The sequence below is a fragment of the [Acidovorax] ebreus TPSY genome (assembly GCF_000022305.1).
GTDB classification, from domain to species: domain Bacteria; phylum Pseudomonadota; class Gammaproteobacteria; order Burkholderiales; family Burkholderiaceae_C; genus Diaphorobacter; species Diaphorobacter nitroreducens.
Map to the genome: position 1 here is coordinate 998,714 of NC_011992.1, position 14,244 is coordinate 1,012,957.

The window sequence follows — 14,244 nt, forward strand, 5'->3', positions numbered from 1 at the left end:
CCCCATCCCACCAACTCTTTGGCAGGACTTCCCATGGATCAGCAACGCTACGTGAACGCCGCCCCGGACCGCCTGGTCGACAAGCCCATCGCCACCGTGCTGGTAGTGGACGACACGCCCGACAACCTGACGCTCATGGCCGGACTGCTGCAGGGGCATTACCGCGTCAAGGTGGCGGCCAGCGGTGAGAAGGCCCTGGTAATCGCGCAGTCCGACGCTCCGCCCGACCTGCTGCTGCTGGACATCATGATGCCCGGCATCGACGGCTACGAGGTCTGCCGGCGCCTCAAGGCCAACGAGGCCACGCGTCACATTCCGGTGATCTTTCTCACCGCGCGCTCCGATCCCGACGACGAGCGCGAAGGCCTGGCGCTGGGGGCGGTGGACTACATCACCAAGCCCATCAGCCCCTCCATCCTGCTGGCGCGCGTGGCCACGCACCTGGCGCTCAAGGCCACGGCCGACTTCCTGCGCGACAAGAGCGCCTACCTGGAGCGCGAGGTGGCGATGCGCACGCTGGAGGTGCAGGCGATCCAGGACGTGACCATCATGGCGATGACTTCTCTGGCCGAGACGCGCGACAACGAAACCGGCAACCACATCCGCCGCACGCAGCTGTACGTCAAGGCCCTGGCTGAGCGTCTGCGCCACCACCCGCGCTTCGAGGCGGCCTTGAACGACCGCATGATCGACCTGCTGTACAAGTCGGCGCCGCTGCACGACATCGGCAAGATCGGCATCCCCGACAGCATCCTGCTCAAGCCGGGCAAGCTCACGGTGGAGGAGTTCGAGATCATGAAGACCCACACCACGCTGGGGCGCAAGGCCATCGAGGATGCCGAGCAGCGCCTGGGCATGCGCGTGGCCTTCCTCAGCGTGTCCAAGGAGATCGCGTACAGCCACCAGGAGAAGTGGGACGGATCGGGCTACCCCGAAGGCCTCAAGGGCGACGCCATTCCCGTGTCTGCGCGCCTGATGGCCGTGGCCGACGTGTATGACGCACTCATCAGCAAGCGCGTGTACAAGCCGGCGTTCTCCCACGAACAGGCCTGCACCATCATCCTCAAGGGGCGGGGCACGCACTTCGACCCGGACATGGTGGATGCGTTCGTGGAACTGGCCGACGACTTCCGCGGCATCGCACAGCGCTACCCCGATCCCCATTGAAGTGCTGCAGCAGTTCAAATAAAAATAGCTGCCATGGCGCTTGCAGCAAGCGCGGGCAGCTATTGTTTTATGAGTGTGAGGATTACGGCGCTGCCGTGGGCCGGGTCTGGGTGTCCTCCGCGGCGCTGTCCGGTGCGGTGGGCGTGGCGTCGTCTGGCGACTGCGCGGCCGCCTCGTCGTCGGCCACGCCAGCGACTTCCGTGACCTCGGCGGCCTGGCGCACTGCGGCCTTGTCGCCCGCGCTGGCGAACTTGCTGTATTTGCCCAGCAGAGTCACCAGCTGGCCATAGATGCGTGGCGCGCCGGCCAGGCATTCGCGCTGCTCCATGTAGTCGGCCTCGCCCGTGAAGTTGCCCACCAAACCGCCGGCCTCGGTCACCAGCAGACCGCCCGCGGCCACGTCCCAGATCGACAGGCCGCTCTCGAAGAAGCCGTCCGTGTAGCCGGCGGCCACATAGGCCAGGTCCAGCGCGGCAGCGCCGGGGCGGCGCAGGCCCGCGGTGCGGGGCATCACCTCGGCCATCATGTTCAGGTATTGCTTGAAGTTGTCGCCGGGGCGGAAAGGGAAGCCCGTGGAGATCAGGCATTCGCCCAGGCGCGTGCGCTTGCTCACGCGGATGCGGCGCTCGTTCAGGAAGGCGCCGCGCCCGCGCGTGGCGGTGAAAAGGTCGTTGCGCGAGGGGTCGTACACCACGGCCTGCTCGACCTTGCCGCGCACGGCCAGGGCGATGCTCACGCAGTACACGGGAAAGCCGTGGATGAAATTGGTGGTGCCGTCCAGCGGGTCGATGATCCAGACGTACTCGGAATGCTTGGAGCCGTGCTCCGAACCCGATTCCTCGGCCAGGATGCCGTGGCCGGGGTAGGCGGTGAGCAGCGTCTCGATGATGGCCTGCTCGGCGGCATGGTCCACCTCGGTCACGAAGTCGTTGATCTGCTTTTGCGAAATACGCACGGCCTCCACGTCAAGGGCCGCGCGGTTGATGATGGCGCCGGCGGCGCGAGCGGCCTTGATGGCCACGTTGAGCATGGGGTGCAGATTGGACGACATTGGATTGTGACGAAGGAGCGGGGCGGCTGGTGGCCGCGGGGCGCGCAGCCGGCGATGCGGGCGCAAAACGGGCATTTTACCCATCACCCTCCGGGCTTGCACGCGCGGGCCTTCGGGCGCTTTGCAGCAGCGGCGACAATGGCAGGCTTGCTCCCGAGTCACTTCGCGCCATGAGAACCCGCTTCATCCTGATCCAGACCAGCCACGCCGGCAACGTGGGCGCCACGGCCCGCGCCATGAAGACCATGGGTTTCGATGACCTGGTGCTGGTCGCACCGCGCTGGCCCAACGTGCTGCGCAAGGAGGAGACCATCCAGCGGGCCAGCGGCGCGCTGGACGTGCTGGCCCATGCCCGCATCGTCGCCACGCTGGACGAGGCGCTGGAGGGCGTGAGCCACCTGTGTGCCACGGCGATGACGCCGCGCGACTTCGGCCCGCCCACGCGCACGCCGCGCCAGCATTTCGAGATGCTATTGAATAATGAGCTGTCAGCGCTTGATGGCAAAGCGCCAGGGGCTGATTTGGCTAGAAAACCGTCGCCGGAATCCGGCGTGGCATTCCTGTTCGGCTCCGAGCGTTTTGGCATGGCCAATGAGGATGTGTACCGCTGCCATGTGGCGCTGAGCATTCCCACCAATCCGCAGTTCGGCTCGCTCAACCTGGGCGCGGCGGTACAGGTCATCGCCTATGAATGGCGGCAGGCCCTTGCCACCCGTGGGGAGGGCTTTGCGGTGCAGGAGTCCGCCCCTCAGGGCGAGCGCGCGGACGCCGCGCAGGTGGCCGGCATGCTGGCGCACTGGGAGCAGGCGCTCACGGGCATCGGCTTTCTGGACCCGGCCGCGCCCAAGAAGCTCATGCCGCGCTTGAACCAGCTTTTCAACCGCGCGCAACTCACGCAGGAGGAAATCCACATCCTGCGCGGTGTCGCCAAATCCATGCTGCAGGCCACGCAGGCAAACCGCTAGACTGCCAAGCTTCTCGTTACACCATTGCCCTTCATGCTTGCCCGCCTGCGATCTGACGTCCAGTGCATCCTCGAACGCGACCCGGCTGCGCGCAGCACCTGGGAGGTCATTACCTGCTATCCCGGCCTGCACGCCATCTGGCTGCACCGGCCGGCTCACTGGTGCTGGACGAACGGCTTCAAGTGGCTGGGGCGCTTCATCTCGCACTTTGCGCGCTGGTTCACGGGCATCGAGATCCACCCGGGCGCCAAGATCGGCGAGCGGGTTTTCTTCGACCACGCCATGGGGGTGGTGGTGGGTGAGACCGCCGAGATCGGCGACGGCTGCACCATCTACCAGGGCGTGACGCTGGGCGGAACCTCGCTCTACAAGGGCACCAAGCGCCATCCCACGCTGGGCAAGAACGTGGTGGTGAGCGCGGGCGCCAAGGTGCTGGGCGGCTTCGAGGTGGGCGATGGGGCCAAGATCGGCAGCAACGCCGTGGTCATCAAGCCGGTGCCGGCGGGTGCGACGGCCGTGGGCATCCCCGCGCGCATCATTCCGTCCAAGGAAGGCCAGAGCGCCGATGTGACCGAGCCGCACAAGCCCGAGGAGGCCAAGTTCAGCGCCTACGGCGTGACCTCCCTGCAGGACGACCCGCTGACCCAGGCCATGCGCGGCCTGATCAATTCTGCCGCCACGCAGGAGCACCAGATCGCACTGCTGTGGCAGGCCATTGAAAAGCTCTCCAGGTCCACCCCGCAAAGCGGCGGCTGCGTACCCGACGAGGCCGTGCGCTGCGAGCAATTCCAGGCGGCCAAGCTCAACGACATCATTGGCAAGTAAATAATCCATGGAAGTCACCCAGGCCCTGCGTGCGCGCCGCTCGGTGCGCGCCTTCCTGCCCGACGCGCCCCCCGCGGCGACGGTGCAGACGATTCTTCAAGAAGCCGCACAGGCGGCCTCCGGCGGCAATCTGCAGCCCTGGCGCGTGGTGGCCCTCACGGGCGCGCCGCTGCAGGAGTTGTTGGGGGTCGTCGCCCAGGCGCAACCCGAGGAAGGACCGGACAACCAGTCCTACCCGCCGGGCCTATGGGAGCCCTACCGCACACGCCGCTTCGCCAACGGCGAAGACCTGTACCGCAGCATCGGCATTCCGCGCGAGGACAAGGCCGGGCGCCTGCAGCAGCTGGCCAAGAATGCCGAGCTGTTTGGCGCGCCCGTGGGCATTTTTGTGTGCGTGGACGAGCGCATGGGTCAGCCGCAATGGGCTGATCTGGGGATCTACCTGCAGTCGCTGATGCTGCTGGCGGTGCAGCATGGGCTGGCCACCTGCGCCCAGGGCTTCTGGCGCCGCTATGCCGGCACGCTGCAGCAGCAGCTGGGACTGCCCGAGCCGTACCGCGTGGCCTTTGGCGTGGCGCTGGGCTATGAGGATGCGGCGGCGCCCATCAATACCCTGCGCTCCTCGCGCGCTCCCTGGGGCGAGTGGGGCGAGATGCGCGGTTTCTGAGCCCGAGGAAGGGCTGCCGGGGCCTTTTGTTGGATGAACGCTCCTAATTCAATAGCTACCAGCGCTTGATATATAAGCGCTAGCGGCCTATTTTCCCTTGATGGGCGTTGGCTCGCCTCAGTGAGGCTTGATGGCGATCTTGAGCACCCCGTCGCGCTGGTGCGCAAACAGGTCGTAGGCCTCCACGATGTCGTCCAGCTTGCGCTGGTGCGTCACCAGCAGCCCCAGGTCCAGGCGGTTGGCGGCGATCACGTTCATCAGGCGGCGCATGCGCTCCTTGCCGCCGGGGCACAGCGCGGTGCGGATGGTATGGTCGCCCAGGCCCGCAGCGAACTGCGCCAGCGGGATCGACAGATCTTCCGAGTACACCCCCAGGCTGGACAGCGTGCCGCCGGGCTTGAGCACCTTCATGGCCTGGGCGAACGTGGCCTGCGTGCCCAGGGCCTCGATGGAGCCGTCGGCGCCCTTGCCGCCGGTGAGCTTCATCACCTCCTCCACCACATCCACGTTGCGGAAGTTCAGCGTCACGTCGGCGCCCATCTTCTTCGCAACCGCCAGGCGGTCGTCGTTGCCGTCCACGGCGATGATGGTGGTGGCACCCAGCAGCCGTGCGCCGGCGGTGGCGCACAGGCCGATGGGGCCTTGTGCGAACACCACCACGGTGTCGCCGATCTTGATGTTGGCGTTCTCCGCGCCCTTGAAGCCGGTGGACATGATGTCCGGGCACATCAGCACCTGCTCGTCGGTCAGCCCGTCGGGAATGGGCGCCAGGTTGGCCTGGGCATCGGGCACCAGCACGTACTCGGCCTGGGTGCCGTCGATCAGATTGCCAAAGCGCCAGCCGGCCGTGGCCTTGTAGCCGTGGCAGCCGCACAGACCACGCGGCACCAGGTAGCTGCCGTCCTGGCTGGGATAACCGTCCTGCGCCGCGTAGCTGTTGAAGTTGGGGCAGATGGCGCCGGCGATCACGCGCTGGCCTTCCTGGTAGCCCTGCACGGCGCTGCCCAGTTTCTCGATCACACCCACGGGCTCATGGCCCACGGTCAGGCCCTTGGCCACCGGATATTCACCCTTGAGGATGTGCACGTCAGTGCCGCAGATGGTGGTGGTGGTGATGCGCACCAGCGCGTCGTTGGGCCCCACGTCGGGAATGGGCTTGTCGGCCAGTTCGATGCGGCCTTTTTCGACGAAGACAGCGGCTTTCATCATGGCGGTCATGCGGGGCTCCTTTGCGGGGTGAAGCCGCCACATTACGCCGGGTACGCGGCGGCGGGGCTACGGTTGAGTGGACTGCTCGGGTATGGCCATGCCCTGTGCCGCGCCCACGGCGTCGTCCACGCTCCAGAAAAGCGGAATATGCGTGAGCCCGGCGCGCTGAAGCGCGGCACGCGGGTGGTCCTTGATGCGCGCGAGCAGCAGCGCCAGTCCCCGGCGCGCCAGATGGGCCTGCAACTCCTGCAGGGCCTCCAGCGTGGTCACGTCCATGTCGTCGCTGGACTCCACGCTCAGCACCACGGCGCGCACGCCCTGGGCTCCTGCGTGCGTGGCCACGATGTGCGCCATGGCCTCGGCATTGGCAAAGAACAGCGGTTCGTCCGGCCGCAGCACCAGCACGCCCGACGTGCGCTGCGCCTGCGGGTGCAGCTTGAGCGCGACGAAATCATGCGTGCCCGGCAGGCGGCCCAGCTCGCTGGCGGCCGGCTGCGCAAAGCGGCGCAGCGCCAGCAGCAGCGAAAGCCCCACCGCGAGCAGCATGCCGAACAGCACGCCCAGCACCAACACCCCTGCCGCGGCGGCCAATGCCATCCAGGCGTCGCCATTCCAGCGCAGCGTGGCCCACAAGGGGCGCGGGCCCAGTTTGTGCGACAGGATGCCGATCACCACCGCACACAGCACCGGCAGCGGCACAAGCGCCAGTGCGCCTTGCGCCAATCCCAGCGCCAACGCAATCGCCGCTGCGGCGACGAGGCCCGTCCAGCGGCTGTGCCCCCCAGCCTCGTAGTTGGCCGACGAAGCCGAGAAGCCTGCGCCCACGGGCAGGCCCTGCAGCAGGCTGCTGCCGATGTTGGCGGCGCCCAGGGCCAGCATCTCGCGCCGCGCGTGCACGCGGTCGCCCGCTTGCAGGGCCAGGGAGCGGGCCGACCCCCACGACTCGGCGAACAGGATCATCATCAGCGCTGGCGCCACCTGGGCGGCGCGCACCCAGTGGTCCCAGTCCAGCCGCGGCCAGCCCCACTGCAGCCCCTGCAGCGTGACAGGCCCCACTAGCACCACGCCGTGTGCCGCCAAAGGCAGCGCCGCGGACAGCGCGATGCCCAGCGCCAGCACCAGCACCGAGGGCTGCACCCAGGCATGCCGCGCCTGGGCGCGCTGTAGCGCCAGCCACAGAGCCAGCGCGCCGCAGCCCAGCGCCGCCGTCAGACCCTGTGCGTTGCCGAGCCTGCCCAGCCAGTCCCACAGCAGGCCGGGCGTGTGCGTGCCCTGGGCCGGAACGCCCGTGAGGCCGGGCAGTTGCTTGACGACGATGGTGACCGCGAGCGCCCACGCAAAGCCGCGCAGCACGGGGCGCGAGACGAACGCCGCCAGGAAGTCGGCGCGCGCGAGCGCCGCCACGATGAACAGTCCGCCGGTGACACCGACCAGCGCGAACGCGCCGCCCGTGCCTTCCGCCGCCACGACGGACGCGAAGATCGCCGCGGCCGACGACGTGGCCGAGAGCGTGGCGAAGCGGCTGGTGCCGATGAACGGATAGACGAGCAGCCCGACGAGCGCCGCCACCAGCGCATGGGCCGGCGGTACGCCGGCGATGGCGGCGTACGCCAGCGCCTCGGGAACCAGCAGGCCGGCGATGGCCAGGCCGGCCAGGAACGTGTTGCCTCCGCGGGGGCGCGAAGGCGCGGCAGGACGATCGGTGGGCAGCATGGCACGGCCCCGTGGCGGGGCGGCGCGCTCAGCGCTGGGGGCGCACGGCGGTCTTGGGGCGGAAGGCCTTGCAGACCTCGGGGCGTGTCTCCAGGTAGGGACCGCCGATCAGGTCGATGCAGTAGGGCACGGCGGCGAAGATGCCCGTCACGCGCTGTGCGCCGCTGTCGTCCTTGAGGCCCTCCAGCGTCTCGGCAATCGCCTTGGGCTGGCCCGGCAGGTTGATGATGAGGCTCTGGCCGCGAATCACCGCCACCTGGCGCGACAGGATGGCCGTGGGCACGAACGTCAGCGAGATCTGGCGCATCTGCTCGCCAAAGCCCGGCATCTCCTTGTCGGCCACGGCCAGCGTGGCCTCGGGCGTCACGTCGCGCAGCGCGGGGCCGGTGCCGCCGGTGGTCAGCACCAGGCTGCAACCAGCGTCCACCAGTTCGACCAGCGTGGCGCTGATGCGCTCTTTCTCGTCGGGAATCAGGCGCGGCTCGAAAGCAATCGGGTTGTGCAGCGCGCGCTTGAGCCAGTCGTGCAGGGCGGGCAGGCCCTTGTCTTCGTACGTGCCGCTGCTGGCGCGGTCGCTGATGGAGACGATGCCGATCTTGACCGGCTCGTAGGACGGGGCTTTGTGGGTGTCAGGCATCGTCTTCGCGCTCCTCATGCACGGCCAGGGCGGCCGCTTCGGTCATCTGGTGGCGCACCAGTTGGAACAGTTCGCGGTAGGCACGCCCCTTGCGCGGGGCCTCGCCCTGCGACTGGGCCACCCGGGCCTCATGGTCGGACGGCGCATCCTTGCGCGCCTGGCGAATCAGCGCGCGGATCTGTTGCGTGTCCGTGCGCGGAAACTGCTCCAGCCATGCTGCCAGCGCATTGTCGTCCGCAATGAGGCGGTCGCGCCAGTGCTCGGCCTGGTGCAGGGCCAGCTTCTCGGCGGCGGAGCCGTTGCGCTGCTCGTCCAGCGCGGCGTGGATGGCCGCTACGGTGTCTTCTTCCAGCTTGCGCATGAGCTTGCCCACGAACTGCATCTGCCGGCGCTTGCCCTCGAAGTTGGTGATGCGGCGGGCCTCGGCCAATGCATCCTGGAGCTTTTCGGGCAGGTCCAGGCGCGCGAACAGGTCGCTGCGCAGCGTGAGCAGCTCGGAGCCCAGGTCCTGCAGCGCCTCCATCTCGCGCTTGAGGTCGGTCTTGGTGGCACCGTCGGTGCCTTTGAGTTCGGCCTTGAGCTGCAGGTCCATCTCGCTGCCTTCGGCAACGAAATGGCCCTTCACAAAATAGCCTTTTTTGGGTTTGCGTGACATGGGTGTGCTGGGGGCGGAAACAGGCCCTGCGCGGCGCAGCGGCAATGGCGCCTGCCGCGCGGCGGCGCGGGTCGGCAAGTATCATAGCCGCCGCTATGAATACATCCAGCAACCGCGCCGCCAGCGGCACTTCTTCCCAGCCCGACAGCGGCTTCAGCTATACCCGAGAGTTCTTTGAAGGCCTGGTGGACCATGCCCTGGCCCATGCCAAGAAGTTGGGTGCTACCGACGCGGGGGCGGACGCCTCGGAAGGCTGCGGCCTGTCGGTGAACGTACGCAAGGGCGAGCTGGAGACGGTGGAGCGCAACCGCGACAAGTCGCTGGGCGTGACGGTGTACGTGGGCCACCGCCGTGGCAATGCGAGTACGTCCGACTTCTCACTGGCCGCCGTGGAGCGCACGGTGCAGGCGGCCTACGACATCGCCCGCTTCACCGCCGAGGACCCGGTGGCCGGCCTGCCCGACGCGGCCGACATCGCGCCACAGGAAACGCACCGCGACCTGCAACTGTTCCACCCCTGGGCCATCACCAGCGAAGAGGCCGCGCTTCTCGCGCTGGAGTGCGAGGCCGCCGCCTTCAAGACCCACAAACGCATCACCAACAGCGAAGGCGCGGGCGTGTCGGCGCAGCAGAGCCATTTCTTCAGCGCCCACACACGCGGCTTTCGCGGCGGCTACGCCAGTTCGCGCCACAGCATCTCGGTGGCGCCCATCGCCTCGCTGCCGGGGCGCAATGCCGAGATGCAGCGCGACGCCTGGTACAGCTCCATGCGCGACGCGCGCGAACTGGCCGCGCCCGAGGCCGTGGGCCGCTACGCCGCCCAGCGCGCGTTGAGCCGCCTGGGCAGCCGCAAGATCCCCACCACCGAATGCCCGGTGCTGTTCGAATCGCCCCTGGCCGCCGGCCTGCTGGGCGGCTTCGTGCAGGCCGTGAGCGGCGGCGCGCTGTACCGCAAGAGCAGCTTCCTCGTCGATTCGCTGGGCAAGCAGGTGTTCGCCAAGCACATCGACGTGGCCGAGGACCCGTTCATCCTGGGCGGCAAGGGCAGCTCGCCGTTCGACGATGAGGGCGTGCGCGTGGCGCCGCGCCAGGTGGTGGAGGCGGGCCGCGTGCAGGGCTATTTCCTCAGCACCTATTCGGCGCGCAAGCTCGGCATGCCGACCACGGGTAACGCCGGCGGCTCGCACAACCTGGTGCTGTCTTCGCGCCTTACGAAGCCCGGCGACGACCTGGACGCCATGCTGCAAAAGCTGGGCACGGGCCTGTTCGTGATCGAGCTCATGGGCCAGGGCGTGAACTACGTGACGGGCGACTACTCGCGCGGCGCCAGCGGCTTCTGGGTGGAGAACGGCCGCATCGCTTATCCGGTGCACGAGATCACCATCGCCGGCAACCTCAAAGACATGCTGCGCGGCATCGAGGCCGTGGGTGCCGACGCCTACACCTATGGCGCCAAGACGGTGGGCTCCATCCTCATCAACCGCATGAAGGTGGCGGGCAGTTGAGCCGCGCCACGCTGGCAGTCCGCGCATGAGCACGTCGCTGTCGCGGGCCGACTGGGCCAAGGCGCTGGTGGTGGTTGTGGTCTGGGGGCTGAACTTCGTCGTCATGAAGTGGGGCCTGGCCACGCTGTCGCCGCTGGTGCTGTGCGCGCTGCGCTTCCTGGCGGCGTCGCTGCCGTTCCTGCTATTCGTGCGCCCGCCGCGGCACCTGTCCTGGGGCGTGATGGCGGCCTATGGCTTGGTGCAGGGTGTGGGACAGTTCGGCCTGCTGTTCACCGGCATGCAGCTGGGCATGCCGGCGGGCATGTCCTCGGTGGTGCTGCAGACGCAGGCATTCATCACCATGCTCATGGCGGCAGCCTTGTTGGGCGAGACGCCGCACCGCTGGCAGTGGCTGGGCCTGTGCATCGCCATCGGCGGGCTGGTGTTCATCGGCGCGGCGCACGGCGACGGCGCCTCCGGCATGACCCTGGCGGGCTTCCTGCTCACCGTGGGGGCCGCGGCCATGTGGGCCGGCTCCAACCTGCTCACGCGCGTGGCGGCGCGCCAGGGGCCGTACGAGCCCGTGTCCTTCATCGTCTGGAGCAGCGTGTTCCCCATCGTGCCGCTGTTGCTGTTGGCCTGCGTGGTGGACGGCATGGAGGCCGTGGTGCAGCAGTTGCGTGGCCTGGGCGGGCGCGAGTTGGGCGTGGTGGCCTATCTGGCGCTGTTGTCCACCCTGCTGGGCTATGGCCTGTGGACGCGCCTGCTGCAGCGCTACGCCGCCAGCACCGTGGCGCCGCTGTCGCTGCTGGTGCCGGTGGTGGGACTGCTGTCGGCCATGCTGCTGCTGGGCGAGCGCCCCACGGCCTGGCAATGGATGGGCACGATGGGCGTGCTGGCGGGCATGGTGATCAACCAGTTCGGCGGGCTGTGGGCCAAGCGCCGCCGCGGGGCTGCATCTATATAGAAATTGGCTCTAGCGCTTGCCAGTCAAGCGCTAGATGCTCCTGAAAAGGTAGCAAAACACGCGTTCGGCGCGGCAACTTGCCTCTCAGCCGCCGCGCACCATGGAGAGGATCTTGGCCGTGTCGAGCTGGCGCGCGGTCGCCTGCATCTGCGGCAGGTAGCGCGCCTGCAATTGCTGGCCGTCCTGCATCACGTGCTGGTAGGCGTCCTTGAGCATATCGGTGGACAGGGTGCGCCCGCCCGCATAGTACTGGTTGGCCACATGCCCCAGCGCATAGGTGGCCGCAAAGCTCATGCCGCTGCTCACCGCCTGGCGCCCCAGGCCGCCCAGCAGGCCCTTGCCGGCCTTGCCCAGCAGGCCGCTGAGCAGCTTGCGGCCTGCCTGCTCCAGGTACTGCGAGGTGAGCCCCACGCCCAGCGTCGCGAGGAAGTCCTTGATGTGCCCGCGGTCCAGCTCATAGCCGTAGCTCTGGCCGATCTGGTAGACCAGCCGCATTTGCAACGGGATGATCGCCAGGGTGGACAGGTTCTCGGGCAGCAGTTCGATGGCGCCGTTCATGATCGACGCCTGCAGGATCTTGCGGTCCATCTCGGCGGGCGGCAGGCTGCCGGGGCGGCGCTGCGCGGCGGTGGTGGGCAGCGCGTCCGCAGCGGCGGGGTGGGGGGCCGGTGTCGCAGGCGCAGTGGATGCGTCCAATGGCGTTTGCAGAGGCGCTTGCAAAGGGGCGTCGGCCACGGCCTGGGCCTGGGCATCGAATCCCCCTGTGGTATGCGCGCCCCCCAGACCCCAGGCCTGGCGCACCTGGGCCAGGAAGGCGTCTTCCTTGGCGCTGGTGTGGCCGTCGGCTTCGCACACGCACACGGCCATCTCATAGGCCAGCTGGCGCGACTCGGGAGAGGCCAGGCGGCCCAACACTTCTGGTAGCTGCACGCGGCGCAGCAGCACGTCCTGGTACAGGCCGGGCAGGTTGATTTGCGCGTCGCCCGCAAGGCCTTGCGCGACCTCGCGGATCTGCTCACGCTCGCGGTCGTGCTTCTCGCCGTCGGCGTACGAGGCCATCAGGCATAAGGTGAGGGTGGCGCGGATTTCTTCTGCGGTCATGGTGCTCCTGAGGCGGTGAAGAGATGCAGATGGGAGTGCAAGGCGGCAGCGGGGTTCCCTGCCGCGCTGGCCCTTTATCCGTTGGAAAAACAAAAACCGCCCGAGGGCGGTTTTTTTCACGGACGGTTCACATCGCGAGGCCGTCAGGCGGCGACCATGGGCACGACCTTGTATTCGCCCGCGGCGATTTTCTTTTGCCACTCGGCCGGGCCGGTGATGTGGGCGCTGGTGCCGCCCGCGTCCACGGCCACGGTGACGGGCATGTCCACCACGTCGAACTCATAGATCGCTTCCATGCCCAGGTCCGCAAAGCCCACCACCTTGGCGTTCTTGATGGCCTTGCTGACCAGGTAGGCGGCGCCGCCCACGGCCATCAGGTAGGCGCTTTTGTGGTTCTTGATGGACTCGATGGCGACCGGGCCGCGCTCGGCCTTGCCGATCATGGCGATCAGGCCGGTCTGCTCCAGCATCATGTCGGTGAACTTGTCCATGCGCGTGGCGGTGGTGGGGCCGGCGGGGCCCACGGCCTCGTCCTTCACCGGGTCCACGGGGCCCACGTAGTAGATCACGCGGTTGGTGAAGTCCACGGGCAGCTTCTCACCCTTGGCCAGCATGTCCTGGATGCGTTTGTGCGCGGCGTCGCGGCCGGTGAGCATCTTGCCGTTCAGCAGCAGCGTCTGGCCAGGCTTCCAGCTCGCGACCTCTTCCTTGGTAAGGGTGTTGAGGTCCACGCGCTTGCTGGTCTCGGTGTTGGGCGCCCAGTCCACTTTGGGCCACAGGTCCAGGCTCGGCGGGTCCATGTAGACGGGGCCGGAGCCGTCCATCACGAAGTGCGCGTGGCGCGTGGCCGCGCAGTTGGGGATCATGGCCACGGGTTTGCTGGCCGCGTGCGTGGGGTACATCTTGATCTTCACGTCCAGCACGGTGGCCAGGCCGCCCAGGCCCTGAGCGCCGATGCCGAGGGCGTTGACCTTCTCGTACAGCTCCAGGCGCAGCTCTTCGACCTGGTCCAGCTTCTCGCCGCGCTGGCTCTTGGCCAGCAGCTCGTACATGTCCAAGTCTTCCATCAGGCTTTCCTTGGCCAGCAGCACGGCCTTTTCCGCCGTGCCACCGATGCCGATGCCCAGCATGCCCGGCGGGCACCAGCCGGCGCCCATGGTGGGCACGGTCTTGAGCACCCAGTCCACCAGGTTGTCGCTGGGGTTCATCATGACCATCTTGGACTTGTTCTCGCTGCCGCCGCCCTTGGCGGCCACGGTCACGTCCAGCGTGTCGCCGGGCACGATCTGCACGCTGATGACGGCGGGTGTGTTGTCCTTGGTGTTCTTGCGAGCGAACTGCGGGTCGGCGACGACCGAGGCGCGCAGCGTGTTGTCGGGGTGGTTGTAGCCGCGGCGCACGCCTTCGTTGATGGCGTCCTCCAGGCTCTGGTCGGCGGCGAAGCCCTCGAAGCGCACGCCCATGCCCACCTTCAGGAACACGTTCACGATGCCCGTGTCCTGGCAGATCGGGCGGTGGCCCGTGGCGCTCATCTTGCTGTTGGTGAGGATCTGCGCCATCGCATCCTTGGCCGCGGGGCTCTGCTCGCGCTCGTAGGCGCGGGCCAGGTGCTGGATATAGTCGGCGGGGTGGTAGTAGGAGATGTACTGCAGCGCGGCAGCTACGGACTCCACAAGGTCGTTGTACCGGATGGTCGTGGTCATGTGGGGGAGGATTCTTGTGAAACGGACGCCCGCGATTATCGCCCTGCACCTTGCACGAGCCTGATGCAAGGGCAAAAGCAAGGGTAAAAGTCCCGCCCGC

General features: G+C 67.9%; 13 protein-coding genes. 6 read left to right on the forward strand and 7 right to left on the reverse strand.

Features of this window, described 5'->3' with window-relative positions:
* The first annotated feature begins 33 nt into the window (after positions 1-33).
* On the forward strand, positions 34-1,167 hold the full coding sequence (locus tag DTPSY_RS04780; RefSeq protein WP_015912690.1) for a response regulator: 1,134 nt from the start codon (positions 34-36) through the stop codon (positions 1,165-1,167).
* Between the two features lie 82 nt (positions 1,168-1,249).
* Here the strand turns inward: DTPSY_RS04780 and DTPSY_RS04785 are convergent, their stop codons facing one another.
* On the reverse strand, positions 1,250-2,218 hold the full coding sequence (locus DTPSY_RS04785; protein WP_015912691.1) for an inositol monophosphatase family protein: 969 nt from the start codon (positions 2,216-2,218) through the stop codon (positions 1,250-1,252).
* A 170-nt stretch (positions 2,219-2,388) separates the two neighbouring features.
* Between DTPSY_RS04785 and DTPSY_RS04790 the strand changes: the two genes are divergently transcribed.
* Genes DTPSY_RS04790 through DTPSY_RS04800 form a run of 3 tightly spaced genes read left to right on the forward strand, consistent with a single transcriptional unit; the run spans position 2,389 to position 4,675 of the window.
* Complete coding sequence (locus DTPSY_RS04790) at positions 2,389-3,183, forward strand: RNA methyltransferase (protein WP_015912692.1); 795 nt, start codon at positions 2,389-2,391, stop codon at positions 3,181-3,183.
* A gap of 33 nt (positions 3,184-3,216) precedes the next feature.
* Positions 3,217-4,008, forward strand: coding sequence for a serine O-acetyltransferase (gene cysE / locus DTPSY_RS04795; protein WP_015912693.1), 792 nt, complete (start codon positions 3,217-3,219; stop codon positions 4,006-4,008).
* 7 nt (positions 4,009-4,015) lie between these two features.
* Positions 4,016-4,675: a nitroreductase gene (locus DTPSY_RS04800; protein ID WP_015912694.1), complete on the forward strand. Its 660-nt coding sequence runs from the start codon at positions 4,016-4,018 to the stop codon at positions 4,673-4,675.
* A gap of 117 nt (positions 4,676-4,792) precedes the next feature.
* On the opposite strand, the gene DTPSY_RS04805 is transcribed toward DTPSY_RS04800, so the two are convergent.
* The 4 genes from DTPSY_RS04805 to yjgA are packed head-to-tail and all read right to left on the reverse strand — an operon-like array spanning position 4,793 to position 8,889.
* A complete protein-coding gene (locus tag DTPSY_RS04805) occupies positions 4,793-5,893 on the reverse strand; it encodes an NAD(P)-dependent alcohol dehydrogenase (RefSeq protein ID WP_011804485.1) in 1,101 nt (366 codons plus the stop codon).
* A 57-nt stretch (positions 5,894-5,950) separates the two neighbouring features.
* Positions 5,951-7,597 carry a SulP family inorganic anion transporter gene (locus DTPSY_RS04810; RefSeq protein ID WP_015912695.1) on the reverse strand — a complete coding sequence of 549 codons (1,647 nt, stop codon included), beginning with the start codon at positions 7,595-7,597 and terminating at the stop codon, positions 5,951-5,953.
* A gap of 28 nt (positions 7,598-7,625) precedes the next feature.
* Positions 7,626-8,234: a molybdopterin adenylyltransferase gene (mog, locus tag DTPSY_RS04815; protein WP_015912696.1), complete on the reverse strand. Its 609-nt coding sequence runs from the start codon at positions 8,232-8,234 to the stop codon at positions 7,626-7,628.
* Positions 8,227-8,889 (reverse strand): ribosome biogenesis factor YjgA, encoded by a 663-nt coding sequence (gene yjgA, locus DTPSY_RS04820; protein ID WP_015912697.1) that lies wholly within the window; start codon positions 8,887-8,889, stop codon positions 8,227-8,229. The genes mog and yjgA overlap by 8 nt, the downstream gene beginning before the upstream one ends.
* A 95-nt stretch (positions 8,890-8,984) precedes the next feature.
* Between yjgA and pmbA the strand changes: the two genes are divergently transcribed.
* A complete protein-coding gene (gene pmbA, locus DTPSY_RS04825) occupies positions 8,985-10,394 on the forward strand; it encodes a metalloprotease PmbA (protein ID WP_015912698.1) in 1,410 nt (469 codons plus the stop codon).
* 25 nt (positions 10,395-10,419) lie between these two features.
* Positions 10,420-11,340, forward strand: a complete 921-nt coding sequence (locus DTPSY_RS04830) for an O-acetylserine/cysteine exporter (RefSeq protein ID WP_015912699.1) — start codon at positions 10,420-10,422, stop codon at positions 11,338-11,340.
* 84 nt (positions 11,341-11,424) lie between these two features.
* Here DTPSY_RS04830 and DTPSY_RS04835 read toward each other — a convergent pair whose 3' ends face one another.
* Positions 11,425-12,441 carry a YcjF family protein gene (locus DTPSY_RS04835; protein WP_015912700.1) on the reverse strand — a complete coding sequence of 339 codons (1,017 nt, stop codon included), beginning with the start codon at positions 12,439-12,441 and terminating at the stop codon, positions 11,425-11,427.
* Positions 12,442-12,584: 143 nt separating this feature from the next.
* On the reverse strand, positions 12,585-14,144 hold the full coding sequence (locus tag DTPSY_RS04840) for a fumarate hydratase (RefSeq protein ID WP_015912701.1): 1,560 nt from the start codon (positions 14,142-14,144) through the stop codon (positions 12,585-12,587).
* Positions 14,145-14,244 lie beyond the last annotated feature (100 nt).

Excerpts from the sequence above, each read along its gene's own strand:
- DTPSY_RS04800 (WP_015912694.1), top strand. The coding sequence starts at position 4,016 with ATGGAAGTCACCCAGGCCCTGCGTGCGCGCCGCTCGGTGCGCGCCTTC.
- cysE (WP_015912693.1), top strand. The coding sequence starts at position 3,217 with ATGCTTGCCCGCCTGCGATCTGACGTCCAGTGCATCCTCGAACGCGAC.
- DTPSY_RS04840 (WP_015912701.1), bottom strand. The coding sequence starts at position 14,144 with ATGACCACGACCATCCGGTACAACGACCTTGTGGAGTCCGTAGCTGCC.
- yjgA (WP_015912697.1), bottom strand. The coding sequence starts at position 8,889 with ATGTCACGCAAACCCAAAAAAGGCTATTTTGTGAAGGGCCATTTCGTT.
- DTPSY_RS04810 (WP_015912695.1), bottom strand. The coding sequence starts at position 7,597 with ATGCTGCCCACCGATCGTCCTGCCGCGCCTTCGCGCCCCCGCGGAGGC.
- DTPSY_RS04785 (WP_015912691.1), bottom strand. The coding sequence starts at position 2,218 with ATGTCGTCCAATCTGCACCCCATGCTCAACGTGGCCATCAAGGCCGCT.
- mog (WP_015912696.1), bottom strand. The coding sequence starts at position 8,234 with ATGCCTGACACCCACAAAGCCCCGTCCTACGAGCCGGTCAAGATCGGC.
- DTPSY_RS04790 (WP_015912692.1), top strand. The coding sequence starts at position 2,389 with ATGAGAACCCGCTTCATCCTGATCCAGACCAGCCACGCCGGCAACGTG.
- DTPSY_RS04830 (WP_015912699.1), top strand. The coding sequence starts at position 10,420 with ATGAGCACGTCGCTGTCGCGGGCCGACTGGGCCAAGGCGCTGGTGGTG.
- DTPSY_RS04805 (WP_011804485.1), bottom strand. The coding sequence starts at position 5,893 with ATGACCGCCATGATGAAAGCCGCTGTCTTCGTCGAAAAAGGCCGCATC.
- DTPSY_RS04780 (WP_015912690.1), top strand. The coding sequence starts at position 34 with ATGGATCAGCAACGCTACGTGAACGCCGCCCCGGACCGCCTGGTCGAC.
- DTPSY_RS04835 (WP_015912700.1), bottom strand. The coding sequence starts at position 12,441 with ATGACCGCAGAAGAAATCCGCGCCACCCTCACCTTATGCCTGATGGCC.
- pmbA (WP_015912698.1), top strand. The coding sequence starts at position 8,985 with ATGAATACATCCAGCAACCGCGCCGCCAGCGGCACTTCTTCCCAGCCC.